This window comes from Streptomyces sp. FXJ1.172, assembly GCF_001636945.3.
In the GTDB taxonomy this organism is placed as follows: Bacteria; Actinomycetota; Actinomycetes; order Streptomycetales; family Streptomycetaceae; genus Streptomyces.
This window is the reverse complement of the sequence record NZ_CP119133.2, coordinates 337,686-352,530: the sequence shown is the minus strand read 5'-3', so window position 1 is coordinate 352,530 and position 14,845 is coordinate 337,686. Positions and strand designations below refer to the sequence as shown.

At 70.4% G+C, this 14,845-nt stretch carries 14 protein-coding genes and 4 pseudogenes; 7 read left to right on the top strand and 11 right to left on the bottom strand.

Going from position 1 to position 14,845, the window contains the following annotated elements:
* Window positions 1–287 precede the first annotated feature (287 nt).
* Window positions 288–683 (bottom strand): annotated as a pseudogene (locus A6P39_RS01825) (IS701 family transposase); the annotation flags it as partial.
* Between the two features lie 56 nt (window positions 684–739).
* Between A6P39_RS01825 and A6P39_RS01820 the strand changes: the two are divergent.
* Both A6P39_RS01820 and A6P39_RS01815 read left to right on the top strand, forming a co-directional pair.
* A pseudogene (locus A6P39_RS01820) lies at window positions 740–853 on the top strand (DoxX family protein); the annotation flags it as partial.
* A 139-nt stretch (window positions 854–992) separates the two neighbouring features.
* Window positions 993–1,370: pseudogene (locus A6P39_RS01815) on the top strand (CBS domain-containing protein); the annotation flags it as partial.
* Window position 1,371: 1 nt separating this feature from the next.
* On the opposite strand, the gene A6P39_RS01810 reads toward A6P39_RS01815, so the two are convergent.
* Entirely contained in the window at window positions 1,372–2,484 is a 1,113-nt protein-coding gene (locus A6P39_RS01810; protein WP_067045263.1) for a glycosyltransferase family 4 protein, read from the bottom strand.
* Window positions 2,485–2,535: 51 nt separating this feature from the next.
* On the opposite strand from A6P39_RS01810, the gene A6P39_RS01805 reads away from it, so the two are divergent.
* Both A6P39_RS01805 and A6P39_RS01800 read left to right on the top strand, forming a co-directional pair.
* Entirely contained in the window at window positions 2,536–3,354 is an 819-nt protein-coding gene (locus tag A6P39_RS01805; RefSeq protein ID WP_067045266.1) for a PIG-L deacetylase family protein, read from the top strand.
* Window positions 3,348–4,409, top strand: coding sequence for a lysylphosphatidylglycerol synthase transmembrane domain-containing protein (locus A6P39_RS01800; protein ID WP_159396030.1), 1,062 nt, complete (start codon window positions 3,348–3,350; stop codon window positions 4,407–4,409). The genes A6P39_RS01805 and A6P39_RS01800 overlap by 7 nt, the downstream gene beginning before the upstream one ends.
* Here A6P39_RS01800 and mptB read toward each other — a convergent pair.
* Together mptB and A6P39_RS01790 are read right to left on the bottom strand one after the other, a co-directional pair.
* Entirely contained in the window at window positions 4,309–5,760 is a 1,452-nt protein-coding gene (gene mptB / locus A6P39_RS01795) for a polyprenol phosphomannose-dependent alpha 1,6 mannosyltransferase MptB (RefSeq protein ID WP_067045272.1), read from the bottom strand. The genes A6P39_RS01800 and mptB overlap by 101 nt on opposite strands.
* 230 nt (window positions 5,761–5,990) lie before the next feature.
* The gene (locus A6P39_RS01790) at window positions 5,991–6,494 is read right to left on the bottom strand and encodes a TetR/AcrR family transcriptional regulator (RefSeq protein ID WP_234378871.1); all 504 of its coding nucleotides are present in this window, start codon (window positions 6,492–6,494) and stop codon (window positions 5,991–5,993) included.
* A gap of 173 nt (window positions 6,495–6,667) precedes the next feature.
* Here A6P39_RS01790 and A6P39_RS01785 point away from each other — a divergent pair, with 173 nt between their 5' ends.
* Window positions 6,668–7,534 (top strand): NAD(P)H-binding protein, encoded by an 867-nt coding sequence (locus tag A6P39_RS01785; RefSeq protein ID WP_159396031.1) that lies wholly within the window; start codon window positions 6,668–6,670, stop codon window positions 7,532–7,534.
* A gap of 117 nt (window positions 7,535–7,651) precedes the next feature.
* On the opposite strand, the gene A6P39_RS01780 is transcribed toward A6P39_RS01785, so the two are convergent.
* From A6P39_RS01780 to A6P39_RS01755, 7 genes and pseudogenes are all read right to left on the bottom strand, one after another.
* Window positions 7,652–8,239 carry a DUF6262 family protein gene (locus A6P39_RS01780; RefSeq protein ID WP_067045280.1) on the bottom strand — a complete coding sequence of 196 codons (588 nt, stop codon included), beginning with the start codon at window positions 8,237–8,239 and terminating at the stop codon, window positions 7,652–7,654.
* Window positions 8,236–8,859, bottom strand: a complete 624-nt coding sequence (locus A6P39_RS01775) for a hypothetical protein (RefSeq protein WP_234378872.1) — start codon at window positions 8,857–8,859, stop codon at window positions 8,236–8,238. Before A6P39_RS01775 ends, A6P39_RS01780 begins: the two co-directional genes overlap by 4 nt.
* Before the next feature lie 681 nt (window positions 8,860–9,540).
* Window positions 9,541–9,867 carry a transposase gene (locus A6P39_RS01770; protein WP_067045306.1) on the bottom strand — a complete coding sequence of 109 codons (327 nt, stop codon included), beginning with the start codon at window positions 9,865–9,867 and terminating at the stop codon, window positions 9,541–9,543.
* Window positions 9,830–10,306 carry a hypothetical protein gene (locus tag A6P39_RS01765; protein WP_159396032.1) on the bottom strand — a complete coding sequence of 159 codons (477 nt, stop codon included), beginning with the start codon at window positions 10,304–10,306 and terminating at the stop codon, window positions 9,830–9,832. Before A6P39_RS01765 ends, A6P39_RS01770 begins: the two co-directional genes overlap by 38 nt.
* Window positions 10,307–10,311: 5 nt before the next feature.
* Complete coding sequence (locus A6P39_RS01760; protein WP_331454073.1) at window positions 10,312–10,602, bottom strand: hypothetical protein; 291 nt, start codon at window positions 10,600–10,602, stop codon at window positions 10,312–10,314.
* A 35-nt stretch (window positions 10,603–10,637) separates the two neighbouring features.
* Window positions 10,638–10,886: pseudogene (locus tag A6P39_RS45305) on the bottom strand (IS701 family transposase); the annotation flags it as partial.
* A 189-nt stretch (window positions 10,887–11,075) separates the two neighbouring features.
* Complete coding sequence (locus tag A6P39_RS01755; protein ID WP_275883774.1) at window positions 11,076–11,966, bottom strand: hypothetical protein; 891 nt, start codon at window positions 11,964–11,966, stop codon at window positions 11,076–11,078.
* A 208-nt stretch (window positions 11,967–12,174) separates the two neighbouring features.
* On the opposite strand from A6P39_RS01755, the gene A6P39_RS01750 reads away from it, so the two are divergent.
* Together A6P39_RS01750 and A6P39_RS01745 are read left to right on the top strand one after the other, a co-directional pair.
* Window positions 12,175–12,975: a S1 family peptidase gene (locus tag A6P39_RS01750; protein ID WP_067045286.1), complete on the top strand. Its 801-nt coding sequence runs from the start codon at window positions 12,175–12,177 to the stop codon at window positions 12,973–12,975.
* A 260-nt stretch (window positions 12,976–13,235) separates the two neighbouring features.
* Window positions 13,236–14,816, top strand: a complete 1,581-nt coding sequence (locus A6P39_RS01745; protein WP_275883973.1) for an IS1182 family transposase — start codon at window positions 13,236–13,238, stop codon at window positions 14,814–14,816.
* The last annotated feature ends 29 nt before the right edge of the window (window positions 14,817–14,845 follow it).

Sequence of the window (14,845 nt, the reverse complement as noted above, 5' to 3'; positions counted from 1 at the left end):
CGGCCGGCGTCCCGGGACCGCGGGTACGTAGCGGTGGAGGCGCTCGTATGCGGGCAGCTAGGCGGCGAGGCGTTCGGGGCCTATAGTGGCTCGGTCGACTTCCACGAACGCCCGGAGCATCGACCGCTTTCGCCGTCGGCGGGGCCACGCCGGTAGGACAGGAGCGCGTCAGGGATGACGGCCTCGCCGCTCCCGATCGGGTGGTGGACTTCGGGGATCCAGTCCAGCGGCCCGCACAGCTCGCCGCGGCGGCGGGGTCCTCGAGCAAGACGAGAGCGGTCTCGGTCGTGGGCACAGTCGCCCGTCACCCAGGCGATCGGCAGGGGCGAAGCCAGGGCCCGCAGGATCATCGCGCGGGCCAGCTCACCCTTGGTCGCGAAGACGCGGTTGTCAGGGACCTTCGCGGCTCGGCACCGGACCGCATCTGAGGTCCAGGACTTGGGCAGTTACAGTTTCCGGTCCACCAGCGCCCTGCCCTTGACCGAGGCGTAGGCGGCGGAGACTCCGATCTGGCAGTTTTCCGTGCGACCGGCAGTACCGGAGTACTGCCTCTGCACGCCGGCGGATGTGGTGCCTTTCTTGAGGAAGCCGGTGTCATCCACGATCAGGACCCCGTCCGGGGTTCCGAGGCGCTCGGCGACGTAATGCTGCACGTCGTCCCGGACTGCGTCAGCGTCCCAGGACGCACTCCGCCGCAGACTGCGGCCTGCTGCTCATCCGGCTGACCTTCGGCCTGTTGATGGCCGCCCACGACGCCCAGAAAGTCTTCGGGCTCTTCGGAGGCCGGGGGCTGACGGCAACCGGCAAGGGATTCGCGGCCCTGGGGTGTCACCCGGGCAAGCTCTTCGCCGCGACGCATGATCGCCGCCGTTTCCGCAGAATTCTGCTGTATCCAACGTGCCACGTACGAACCGCCCCCGCACGGGATGGTTCCCGACCACGCTGGCCACGTGACCACGACCGGCTCTCACGGCCCGGAAGGGAACGGCGACATGCACCACCGAACGGTCGCAGAACTCATGACCAGACTGGTCGTCCGGGCGCGGCGTGACACGCCGTTCAAGGAGATCGTCAGGCTGTTGGCGGAGAACGACGTCACCGCCGTACCCGTGGTGGACGAACTGGACCGCCCCATGGGTGTGGTGTCGGAGGCCGACCTGTTGCGCAAGTCGGCGGACCAGGCCGACCCGTCCGGCCGGACACCGATTCCCCACCTGGAGGCGTGGGAGCGAGCCAAGGCCGAAGGGCCCAGGGCCGAGGAGCTGATGTCGGCTCCCGCGGTGTGCGCACGTCCGGACTGGAGTGTGGTCGGCGCGGCCCGCCTTCTCATCGTGGCGGCCCTGGCGTTGCCCGCCGCGTCGCGGAGCGATGTCAGGGGGCGACCGCGTCGTAGCAGTGGGCGAACGCTGCGGTGACTACGGGCCAGGTGCAGGGTGTCGGCGGGGTCTTGCGGTTGTGGTCCGCCATGCGGCGCCGGGCGCCGGGGGTGCGGGCCAGCCAGACCAGCTCGTCGCAGAGTGCGGACGTCGAGGCGCGGCACAGTACCCCCTCGCGGTTGTGCCGGACGAAGTCGGCGACGCCCGTGTGGGCGCGTCCCAGGACTGGCACCCCGCTGGTACGGGCCTCCAGCGCGGCGATGCCGAACGCCTCGTGGTTCGAGGCGTTGACGAACAGGTCGGCGTCGGCCAGCAGCCGCCGCACCTCGCTCGGGTCGATCCGGCCGGTGAGACGAACCCAGCCGGCCATGTCGTGTCGGTGCACAAAGCGGTGCATGGCCGCCATGCGCTGCCCGTCTCCGGCGACCGTCGCACGCAGCGCCACGTTGCGGGTCGCCAGCCGCGGCTGCGCCGACCGCAAAGCCGCCAGCAGTTCCATCGGCTGTTTGCGAGGGACGAGCCGACCGACCGAGACGACATGGACGCGCTCGTCGTCACGGCCGTTTCGTGCCGGGCCGCGCCACAGGTCGGGGTCGATGCCATTGGGGACCACCAGCGGCGTCAGGTGCGGCAGTGCCTGGCCGATCAGCCTGGCGGCCGAACGGCTGACAGCCGTCACGACGACCGGGGCGAATGGCCCGCCCGGAGTCCGCGCCAGGCAGCGGTAGAGGGTGCGCACCGCGGGACCCCAGGTGCTGTGCACCGTCACCACCGCCGGGATCCGCAAGCGTCGCACGCACGCCAGCGCCGACCAGGCAAACAGCGACACCGCACCCACGTGCACGTGGACGGCCCGCGGCGCAAGACCGGTCAGCAGCCGGTCCAGCTCCCGCCCGGCCCTCGGGTGGACGGGCAACTGGTAGGGGAGGCGTGCGGTGATCCTGTGCACGGGGTACGGCCACGGTCCCTGCCCCTGGCCGGCGGCAGGAGTGGCGGTCGCCACTGCAACCTCCTGCCCGGACCGGTGCTGCGCTTCCGCCAAGGCGATGACCTGGCTCTCAATGCCCCCGGTGCGCGGCGCGAAGCAGTCCGAGATGTGCAGAATCATGCCTGGTACATTCCTATTTGTCGCGATCCCTTGGCGGGAGGGCGCTTGGTGATGACTCATACGTGTGTGTTCTTCCACGCCCATCCGGACGACGAGGCGCTGCTGACCGCCGGGACGATGGCGAGGCTGGCCGCCGAGGGCCACCGGGTGGTTCTCGTGCTGGCGACCGCCGGGGAGGGGGGCCTCGCGGCGCCCGAGCACCTCGTCCGGGGATTGGGCGGCCTGCGCCGCGCTGAGGCCCGTACGTCGGCACGCCTCCTGGGCTGCGCACGGGTCGCCTTCCTCGGCTACGGCGACTCCGGGCACGCTTCCCCGCCCCCCGAGGGGGCGTTCGCCGCGGCGGACGCCGACGAGGCGGCAGGACGCCTCGCGGACCTGCTGGGCGGGGAGCACGCCGCAGTCCTGACGGTCTACGACCCGGCCGGCGGATACGGCCATCCTGATCATGTGCAGGTCCACCGCGTCGGTTACCGGGCGGCCCGCCTCGCCGGAACCCCCGTGGTGCTGGAGGCGACCGTCGACCGCGACCTGCTGCTGCGCGGACTTCGCTGGGCCTCCTGGTTCCACCGCCTCCCGCCCGGCTTCGACCGCGACGCCTTCCGCCGCGCCTACGCGCCTCGTGCCCAGATCACGCACCGGGTGCGGGTCGGGCACCATTGGGCCGCCAAACGCGCCAGCATGGCCGCACACGTGAGCCAGACGGGCGGCGGCGACTCCGTGCGAACCCTGGCCGCGCTGCGCCGTCTGCCCGCTCCGGTGTTCCGCCAGGTGCTGGGCACGGAGTGGTACATCCAGCGGGGCCTTCCGTCGGGCACCCGCCTGGACCACCCCCTGGCGGGGTTCAGCGGCGGTGGGAACCGGGCGTGGTGACGCTCCGTCGGCCCTACGTGCGGCGGCTGCTGGGCCTCGCCTCGGCGGCTGCGGGGATCGCCCTGCTGGTGCTCGCCGTGCCGCGGGCCGCGGGCACGCAGTGGTCGGCGGTCAGAGCCAGCCTCGGACAGGTCGGCGCCTTCCACCTCGCGAATCTCGCCGCCCTGGCAGGCGTGTACCTGTGGGCCTACACGTACGTCCTCAGCGCCTCGCTGCCGGGCCTGACCCGCTCCCGGGCGCTGGTACTGAACTGCACAGGGAGCGCCGTCAGCAACGTCCTGCCCGCAGGAGGTGCGGCCGGAGTGGCCGTCACCTACTCCATGACGCGTCGCTGGGGGCACCCGCCGCGGGCGGTGGCCGCGTCCATCCTTGTGACCGGGGTCTGCAACGTCCTGGCCCGGCTGGTGGTCTCCACCGCCGGGGTGCTGGTGCTGGCCGGGCTGTCCCTACCGGGCACCGGCTGGGCCGCTGACGCCGGCACCGCGCTGCTGGCGGCGTGCCTGAGCAGCGGCGGCCTCTGGCTGCTCCGGCAGCCGCTGCGACGGGCCGTCAGACACTGTGCTCCCGCACGACTGTTCCAGGGCCCCGCGGCCAGCACGGCGGTGCGGATGCGCAGGCTCGCACGGCGGTGCCGCCACGACTGCCATGCCGTGTGGCTGCGATCGTGGCCGCGCCTGGTGGGCGGGATGGCGGGGACGCTGGCCGCGCAAGGTCTTCTCTTCCTGGCCTGCCTGCGGGTGACGGGCGCCGGTACCGGATTGGGGCCGGCAGCGGCGGTCTTCGCCGCCAGCAGGCTGCTCACCCAGATCGGCATCACGCCCGGCGGCATCGGGGTCACAGAGAGCGCCGCCGCGTTCGCCCTTGTCGCCCTCGGCGGGGCGCCCGCCGCCGTGGCCTCGAGCATGCTGCTGTACGCCGCCTTCACCCACCTGCTGGAGATCCTTCTGGGATGTCTCACCGGAGCGTACTTCCTGCTGCGCGAAGGGCGGCGCGCCCGCCGCCCCGCAGCAGCCACCACCACGCGAGACCCGTCACAGCCGCCAGCCCACCTGTGACGGCGGCGAGCGCGGAGGGCCAGGTGGGGCCCACTCCGATCGGCATCACGACGAGGAACGTCGCCATGGTCGCGGCCTTCGCGACCGGGTGTGCCAGCGTTCGCCACGACACCGCAGCCAGCGGCACCAGGCCCCACAGCAAGTACCACACCTGTACCGCCGGCGCGCACACCACGACCGTCAGCAGCGCCATGCCCACGGCGTACTCCGCTCCCGTCCGAGGCGCCCGCCGCGCCCAGTAGACCACCGCCGCCGAACCGGCCAGCAGACCGGCCGTCCGTGCCGCGGCCATCAGCGTCCCCGTCCCGGCCCGCCAGCCGACCACCGAGGCCAGCCACTCCAGCAGCGCACCCACATCCGTGCTCGGCGAGAGCATCGTCCGCACGGAGACGGGGGCACCGAGCGTGCGCACCCACCCGAAGCCTTGTCTGCACAGGAGCACTTCCAGCAGACCTGCACCGGCGGCCACCACGAGGATCCCCGTCGCCAGCCAGGCCCGGCGCGCCCAGCCGGCCCGGCCCGCCACCGCCACCACTGCGGCACACAACAGCGCCACCCCAGCCGGCGCCTTGATCAGCGCCGCCGTCGTCAGCAGGACGGTCCCCGCAACCCACCGGCCCCGGCGGAACGCCACGAGGCCCGCCATCATCGCGCCGAGCATCAGCGCGTCGTTGTGCGCACCGCCCACCATGTGCAGCAGCACCAGCGGGCTCAGCGCGGTGGCCCACAGCGCCCCCGCAGCTGCGCGGGCCCCCGTCCCGCCAATGTCGGCCGCCAGCCGCAGCACCGCCATGACCGCCAATGCCAGTCCCGCCATCGCCAGCAACCGCATACCCATCGTCGCAGCCACCACATGGCCCTCGCCCGTCACGGCCACCACGGCGCGCGCGGCGGCGAGGAACACCGGCCCGTACGGAGCCGGGGTGTCCTGCCACATCCTGGGCACATTGGCCGACAGCGCCCCGCCCAGCGCACCCGGGCCCAGCCGGTACACGTCCCACCCGCGCGCCGACAACGCACCCTCGGCGACATAGCTGTAGGCGTCGCTGCTGAAGAGCAGCGGGCACGGAAGCAGCGGCAGTGACCAGCACAGAAGGGCGCTTCGCTGCTGTCCGCGGCTCACCCCGGCCCCGTCGCGCAGGAGGCGCCCCAGCCACCACCACCCGGCCACCAGCAGCACCAGACCCGCGTAGAAGAGGCCGAAGCCCAGCAGCATCTCCACCTGGCCGGGTTGCCCCCACACCCCGCCAGGAACGCCCAGCGGCAGCGCACCGGCTCCCCAGCTGCCGGCCGCGACCAGCACGGAGCCCGCGGTGCCGAGCAGCAGCCAGCCCGGAGCCTTGATCGTCACACAGCGAGCGTAAGGAAGACCATCCGGGGATCTCGCACCGATTCCTCCGTGTCCGTTCCCGAATCCCAGGCATCGGCTCCTATACGCGCCGAGTGCTGTTACTCAAGCTCCCGTCCGCCGCGCGGCCGAACTGCGGCGGCTCATAGAGTACATGTGCGTGACGTGGCTCGGCGCGTTTGCTGTCACCCGGCGGGGTGGACTCGCGCGAGGTCCAGGGTCCCGGCTGGTGCTTATCCGCGCAATCCGTCAACGATGACGGCCAGGCCGCGCCCTTGAGAGCCCGGCGTAAGGCGTTCTTCCATGGCAAGGGCGCCGGCGATGATCGCGTGGAGATCGGCGGCGTCGATGTCGCTTCGGACGGCGCCGGTTGCCTGTGCGCGGGCGAGCAGGTCAGCGACAGCGTCGTTCAGGGTCGCACCGGCGTCCAGCACCGCGTTGTCCGTGTTGACCGGGCTGGCGAGGGCTGCGGAGAGCGCGAGGTTGTGGCGCGCGGCGGCAGACAGCTGGTGGAAGAACGCAAAGAACGCCTCGCCGGGTTCGGTGGCATAGGCGAGTTCTCGTGCGGCCGTGGTGAGTTCGTGCAGTCGGTCGGCGATGACCGCTTTGAACAACTCGTCCTTGGTAGGGAAGTGGCGGTGCACGGTTCCGGCGCCCACCCCGGCCCGGCGAGCGATGTCATCGAGGCTGACCGATGGGCCCTCGACAGCGAAGGCGGCCCTCGCGGCGGTCAGCACGCGCTCCCTGTTCCGGCGCGCGTCGGCGCGTGCGGGCTTCGGTTTCCGGGCATCGCGTGGCGGGGCGTCTGACACGGGTGTCTCGCATTCCTAGTAACCGGGGCGTGCGCCCCGTATAGTGAACCGGGGCGCACGCCCCACTTTACTGCATTGGCCGGATGAAGGGATCTCTTGTGATCGTCGTGACGGGAGCGAACGGGGCCTTCGGCGGCCTCGTCGTCGAGCAGTTACTGGCTCGCATACCTGCCAGCGACCTGGCAGTCAGCGTGCGCGACACGGTTGGCGCCGCCCGGATAGCCTGTCGGGGTGTCGACGTCCGGCACGGCGACTTCGACCGCCCTGAGACTCTCCCGAAGGCCTTCGCCGGGGCCGACACCGTCTTGATCAATGGCACGAACTACGGTGCCGCGCCGCAGGTGCGTGCCCGTCAGCAGGCGGCCGCCCTTCAGGCCGCACAAGCCGTCGGCGCCACTCGGATCGTCATCACCAGCTGGCAGGACCTGGACAACTGCCCGCTGGAGACCGTCAGTGACTTTCCCGAAACCGAAAGCCTGGTTGCCGCATCCGGTGCCTCGTGGACGGTCCTGCGCCTGACCTACGGGATGTCGGCATCCCTGGCCCGCGACGTGCAATCGGCCCTGACGGTCGGCACGCTCGCCGCCCCGGCCGGGGGCGCCCGTGCAACCCCCGCCGCCGTCGGCGACCTTGCCGACGCAACCGCCAACGTTCTGTCAGGGATAGGCCATGACGGTAAGACCTACGAGCTGACGGGTCCCGACGCGATCACCTGGGACGATCTGGCAACCCTGGCGACCACGCTGGCAGGCAAGGAGATCGGCTACCGCCCAGTGCCGGATGAGGAGTTCCGCGACCAGGTCCTAGCCACCGGTTTCTCGGCACCGGTCATTGACATGCTTGTCGCCTACTACCAGGCATTCCGGGCCGGATGGGCCAGCACCCCCAGTCCCGACCTGGGCCACCTGCTGCGCAGGCAGCCGACCGCATCCCTCGACGCTGTCCGGCAGGCCGTCGCACTCTGACCAGCTGGCCGCGGCGGTGCGGGGCTCGGGGCGATTGACTGACCACGCATCGGGGAGGCAGCAATGCAACGGCCCGTCCACTGCATGGACGGGCCGTGAGTCATCGGCCTGCAACGATCATGCTCGTGACCCGGGAGCTGCGATCTGGGCTTCTAGGTCGGAGACGCGGCGGTCCTGGAAGCGCAGGTTGGAGCGGGCGGCCTTGAGTCGTTCGTCGAGGGTGCGGTTGTCGGTGGTGAACTGGCGGACGCGCTGCTTGAGGGTGGTGTTCTCGGTGATGATCCGCTGGACGGCTTCCTGGGTCCATTCGGTCTGCAAGTCGCGTATCTGCCCGAGGAGTTCGCTGATGCGGGTGCGCTGGGTGAGGATCTCGGTGTGGGCGGTCTTGAGGGCTTCCTCGGCGTTGAGGGCCCGCTCACGCCAGGCCGCCTCGCGGGCGTCGTCCTGGTCGGCGAGCATCTGGGTCCGGCCTTCGCCAGCCTCGGCAATCGCTGCGGCGACCATGGCCCTGGCCTCGGCGTTGTCGTAGAGGAAGGTGCGCGAGACGTCCGCTCGGCGGGCGACAGCGGCGACGCTGACCTGGGCTTTCTCGCGCCGGAGCCGGGCGATGACCTGGTGGACTCGCTCCAGGGCGATCTCGGTCTTGCGGCGGCGGGCGGCCTGGGCCGCCGCGGTGCGGGGCTCGGGAACGGTGGCGGTGTTCATGCAATTTCCTGTTCGGGGTCGTCGCCGTTGGCTGTGCACGTATCGCTGTACTCGTCCGGCTCGTCGCTGCCCGCGTCGGCGAGGTCGGCGGCGCGGAAGGCGGTGGACCAGACCCGGTGGAAGTAGTCCTGGGGTTTGCGCAGGTCCAGGGCGAGGGCGTCGTCGAGGAGGCCGAGGCCGGCCAGGGCCTTCTCCAGGCCGTCGATGGCCCGGGCTGTGGGTTCGAAGTAGCGGTGGAGGTAGTCGGCGGTCGCGTCGTCGGGGGCGCCTTCGGCCAGCAGCTGCCACTGCTCGCGTTTGCGCCGCCAGTAGAGGAGGTCGGCGCCGGACAGGACGAATTTGTCGCAGTTGTGGCAGTCGAGGTTCCAGGGGCAGGCGCCGCCGTCGACGACGGGCTGGAAGGTGCAGAAGCCGCCCTCCGCAGGGGTGCTGCGGCGTGACAGGTCGATCGCGAGGGCCTGGGCCTGCTGGCGGGTGAGCGGGGTGGTGTCCCCTGCCAGGAGTTCGCCGGGGTGTGCAGCGCCGGGACCGGCGACCCTCGATCGGGACTGTCTTCCCGAACTTCTCGTATCGCTGCCACCAGTTGGGCGGCATGGCGGCGCCTCCGGGACTGCCGTCACGGCGGTAGCGGCTGCCGTGCCATGAGCACAGCCCCAGCGGGGCGTCGGCCAGGTTCGGGCAGACGACCGCGCCGCAGGGACCGTAGCCGGGGCACGGCTGTTCGTCGTTCACCCAGGTGGCGAAGGAGTCGCTGTCGTCTCCCTCCTTCTTGCGCGCGACCCACCGGCTCAGATGTCGTTGGCAAAGCCGCAGGTCGCTGTGTGCTGCGGGCCGTTCAGGGCAGATCCGGCAGATGCTCTCTTCCGCTCCGACGTGTCGCTCCAGCCCCTGGGCGGCGGCCACGAAGGCGGCCTTGCCCACGCCGCGCTCGCGGTCGCAGACCCATTGCCGCTGATGCTCCGAGCACAGGTCCCACCCGCCCGCTCCGGGTGCGTTCACAGGTGCCGACGACGCACTCCCACCGGTAGATCGCGTGGCCGCGCGGGATCTTGATGATGTCGGGCCGGTAGATCGGGTCGAAGGACGGCCTGCCGATGAGCGCGGTCAGGATCTCCAGCCGGTCGCGGCCGACCCGGTCCGGACGCTCGGTGAACAGCGGCCGAAGGTACTCCTGCCGCCGCATCACGCCTCACCCCAGACCGCGCGCAGTGCGGCGTCGAACTCAGAGTCGTGGACGTCGACGTGCCCGTAGACCTCGTCGACCATCGCGGCCGACGCCCAGCGACCGGCGTCCCGGGCGATCAGCAGGTTGCCGTCCGCGGCGTCGAGAACCGCCGAGGTAACTGGGCCGCGAAAAAAGCCGGGGCCGTCCGCAGCACGTCGTTGGCCCGCTTGAGCTGGGGGTTCTCCTTGCGCAGGGCCACCAGCTCGGCCCGCTCGTCCGTGGTGAGCCGGTCATCACGCTCGCCGGCATCCGCCTCGGCCTGCCGGATCCAGCCGCGCAGGGCCTCGGGATGCACACCGAGATCAACAGCCAGCTTCTTGATCTGCGGCTTCGGGTCGGAGGTCCGGTACATCCGCACCGCACGCTCACGCAACTCCAACGAGTACTTCCTGGGGGCAGCCATGGTCGATGTTCCTCTCATGAGAACCATCTGACCCTCTGTCACCATCCTCCGCATCTCGGGGGAACCTCAATCTGGCGTTCAGGGTCGTAACCGAGCAGGTCAACGAACAGCACTCCGCCCGGGAACCAGCCCGGTAGCGCAGGGCACGTGCGGCGACCTGGATGACCAGCTCGGTCTTGCCGACACCTGCCAGACCCGCCACCGCTATCCGTGACGACTGCGGCACCGCCTGCATCTCCTCGCGCGGGGCCAGTGCGTGGAGCAACTCCTCTACGTCTGCGTCGCGTCCGGTGAACGCGGGAGAGGGAGCGGGGAGACCGGAGAGCGCTGGCGTGACCTTTGGGGGCAGCACCACGGTGATGTCGCGGCCCTGGATCACCTGGTGGAAGAACACTCCGCCACTGATTGCGTCGGACACGTTCCCGTCCTCGACGGCCATACGGTTCAGCCTTGCGCCGACCGCGTCTCGCCTTCGGTTGCAGTCGCAGGAGGAGGGGAGGTGGTGGTGAAGGACAAACCGGAGAAGTCCCGGCCCTGCAGTACCGGCCCGTGCTGGGTGCCGCCGCTGATCGTGTTGTGGACGTCACCGTCGCCAGTACGCACGAGCTTCGCCTGCTCGTGCCACTGCTGCAGGCCGGAAGAGAACTCTGTATCCACCGCGGCCCGCACCGCCAAAGCGGTGCTCAGCGCCTGCGCACGCGCTGCATCCCCGGGGGCCTCCTGAAGCCTGACCAACTCGATCTCCCCGGAACTGACGGCTGGAGCCGGTGCTCGACCTCCCAAGGCGACTCGGACAGGAAGAACTGCAGCCGCTGCACCCCCGGCATCCCCGCACCCGTCACCGGCTCCGCCCCGGCCAGACAGGTGATCGTCTTGTTCCGCTCCCGCGGCGCCAGCAGCCCGGTCAGGCACTCGCGAAACCCCCGCCGCTGGGCGAGACTGAAGAAGAGGTCGTCGAACCGGGCCGCATACTCCTCCAACGGCCCCGGCGCAGGCGGACACGGACGGCGAGCAGTCATCTTCAGCCCCCAGCAAGGCAGTTGACTCCTACCACCGGCCTACGACCAACCCGGACCTGCCGTCAATCCACACCACCACCGGATTTAACGAACTACCGGTAACCCCCCGATAGTCTCAGTTGAGCGTTCGGCCACAACCCGTCCCGTGGCGCACGACCGGTCAGCCGCACAGGCCATGAAGGACAGAGTTCAGTCGTTCCAGGTCCAGCGGATGCCGAACTGGGCCGGGCCGGTGTTCAGGGCAAGGGCGTGTGCGCACCCGGTGCTGTCCAGGGGAATCCGGCGGCTGGTGGCCGGGCCGCCGTCCGCGGGTTCGTTGAACTCCTCGCAGAGGGCTGGCAGCGCGGTGGGGTGGAAGGCCGCCTCCAAGAGGTACTCGCGGGTGAGCATCCGCAGGGTGCGGCCGCAACTGCCTTGGGTCGCGGGCTGCTGTGGCACCAGGTTGACCAGCTCATACTCCATGATCAATGTTTCACCGCAGTGCAGTGGACGGTCGAAGAGCAATTCGACGGCGAGCATCCCGGCCGTCTCGTCCTTCACCGTGCGGCCCAAGCGGCAGTTGCGCAGCGCGCGGAGCCGGGGAATGCCGGAGCCGGGTTCGTCCGCGTAGAACAGGGTTACCCATCGGTCGGGGCCGTCCCGGTCCGCGCGCAGGATCTGCCGGTTCCACGCCCGGAGTTGAGTGCGGTCGGGCCCGTACTCGTAGCGGTCGTACTGACTGATCCGGATCAGGTACGGATCTGAGTCGACGTCCAGCCCGGACAACAGGGCGGCTACCCGGTCCGCGTGGGGTTTGAGCGCACCGATCGGCAGCATCCGTGCCTCCCGGCGGCCCCGGCCTCGGGGTCTGGGCTTTCCCAGCAGTCCGCTCAGGCCGCCGGATGGAATGCCGAGGATGTCCTCAAGGTGCGGCAGCGCGGCCAGCGATCCAGGCCGTTCCGGCCGGGTGCGGCCTGACTGCCAGGAACTGAGGGTGGCAACGCTGACGGGTGTGCCACGCTGCCGCAGCCTGTGCTGGATACGGTCCAGTGCCAGCCCGCATGCGCTGACCGCGGCCCGTAGTGCGTCCGCGAAGGGCATTGGCTCACCAGGCCCTGGCAGTAATGGGGTTGGCGCCATGGTTGGTAACCAACCCTTCCGCCACCACGTTGTCAATGACCGGCCTCGCAAGCCTAAAACCGAGAATTCCCGCGCTTCCTCGCTAGGCGGACACTCACTACCGTTGACGCGGTGGCAGCCACTGATCCGGAGAGAACTTCCACGCTCCCCATCGCTTTGGAGGCGAGGCATGAGATTCCGTACCGGGATATGGGCTGCCCTGGTGGCACTCGGGCTGGCCCTGGCCATCACCGCGCCCGCGGCCGCCAAGACTGGGCCCCCCGCCGCCCAGCCGTCGGTCATCGGCGGCTCGGAGGCGAGCACCGATGAATTCCCCTGGATGGTGGCGGTCTCCTACGCGCCCTCGGCCAACAACCAGTATTCCGGGATGTTCTGCGGCGGCACGCTGGTCGCCCCGCGCAAAGTAGTCACCGCCGCGCACTGCGCCAAAGGCATGAAGGCAGCTGAGTTGAAGGTGGTCACCGGCCGCACCGATCTGAAAGACCACACCAGCGGCAAGGTCCTGGACGTCGGTTCCGTATGGATCCACCCCAAGTTCTATGACGTCTGGAACGGCAATGACGTCGCCGTCCTCACCCTCACCGAGGCGGCCGACGCCCCGCCCCTGCCCCTCGGCACGCCGGACGACGACCTGTACCGGCCCGGCGCTCCCGGAACCATCCTGGGCTGGGGCCTGACCGGCGACAACGTCCCCCGCATCACACATTTGCAGAAGGGTGCTGTGGCGGTGTCCAAGGACAGCTTCTGTGATGTCGAATACCCTGACTTCGACCCGGAGATGATGGTGTGTGCTGGGTCGGACACCACCCGGCAGTGCAAGGGTGACAGTGGCGGGCCACTGGTCGTCGACGGGAAACTGGCCGGAATAGTGTCGTTCGGCCGTGAGCCCTGCACACCGGTGGAACTGCCCGGGGTCCTCGTCCGTGTCGCCACCTACGCGAGCGACATCCAGAAGCAGATCGACAACTGACCATCGATGGCCTGGCCGCCCCGTCAGCCAGCGGGACGGCCAGGCCGGCGTTCCATACCCTCCAGCGCATCACCCGGTCCCCAAAAGGGACGGCGTCGGCCTGAGCCTCTACCGGGTCGCCCGCGAACTGCAGTTACTCCTCGCGGTCTGGACCGGCGCCTGCCCCACCTGTCACCGCGACATGCCAGTAGAAGGGTCATGAAGATCTTGGGGTTCTGGCCCCGCCGCGTGAACGGCGGGGCCAGACTCGTTTCGTGGTGATGGGGGAATGGGCCGGGGAGACGGTCGGGCCGGATGTGTGGGAGACCTGCCGGGAGTTGATCCCGGCGGGGAGTGTGTTCGCGTTTCTGGCCGAGCACCGTGGTGCGCTGTTTCCGGCTGAGATGTTCGCGGACATGTACCCGTCGGCGAACGGGCGGCCGAGCATGCCGCCGCAGATCCTGGCCGCGGCGATCACGCTGCAGTCCCTGCACGGGCTGTCGGACTTCGAGACGGTCCAGGAACTGCGGTGTGACCTGCGATGGAAGGCCGCCTGCGGACTCGGTCTGCATGACATGGCGTTCGATGCGTCGTTGCTGGCCTACTTCCGGCGCCGGCTATCGCGTTCGCCCCGGCCCAACCGGGTGTTTGAGGCGGTGCGGGAGGTCGTGAGGGTCACCGGCGTGCTGAAGGGCAAGCACCGGCGGGCTCTGGACTCCACCGTGCTGGACGACGCGGTCGCCACCCAGGACACCGTCACCCAGCTCATCGCCGCCGTCCGCGCGGTGATCCGCGAGGTCCCCGGGGCCGGCGAGGTGGCCGCGGTGCAGTGCACCGCGCATGACTACACCGATCCCGGCAAGCCCCGTATCGCCTGGAACGACGAACAGGCCCGCGCCGCACTCGTCGACGCTCTGGTCACCGACGCACTCAGGCTGCTGGGCCACCTGCCCGAGCAGGAACTGGGCGAGAAGGCGGCCAACGCACTCGGCCTGCTGGCCCTGGTCGCCGGGCAGGATGTCGAGCCGGCCGAGGACTCCGACGGCCGCGACGGACGCTGGCGCATCAGCCAGGGGACCGCTCCAGGCCGCGTCGTGTCCACCGTCGACCCCGAAGCCCGGCACATCCACAAGACCCGCACCCACCAGCAGGACGGATACAAAGCCCACCTGGCCATCGAGCCCGAGACCGGCTTATACACCGCCGTGGCTCTGCGGCCCGGCGCCGGAGCCGAGCACCACGAGGCCACCGTCGGCCTGGACCTGCTGGCCGACGAGGAGAACCCGGTGGACGCCTTCGGTGACACCGCCTACTCCGCCGGCGACACGCGCCAAGCCCTCCACCAGGCGGGACACCGGCTGTTCTTCAAACCCGCCCCGCTACGGCCCGCCGTCCCCGGCGGCTTCACCCTGGACGACTTCACCATCAACACCACCGCCGCCCTCGTGACCTGCCCCGCCGGGCACACGGTCCCCCTGTCGGACCCCGGCGGACAGCACCACCAGCGCAAGGCCGCCTTCAAGGGCCTGTGCACCCGATGCCCGCTGCGTGAGCGGTGCACCAAGGCCAAGGCCGGCCGCATCCTGACCATCCGCCCCCACCACGACCTCCAGGCCGCGGCCCGCCACCAAGCCGCCACCGACCCGGACTGGCAAGCCGACTCCCGGCGCTGGAGACCCCCGGTCGAACGCGCCGTCGCCTGGCTCGTCCAGCACGGCAACCGCCGCCTGCGCTACCGCGGAACCATCAACAACAACACCTGGCTCCACACCCGAGCCGCCGCCCTCAACCTCCGCCGACTGGTCAACCTCGGACTCACCCACACCGGCGGCCGCTGGCAACTCGCCCCGCCAACCGCATAGCAACAGGGGCTGCCCGGCCTCCGGCCGGA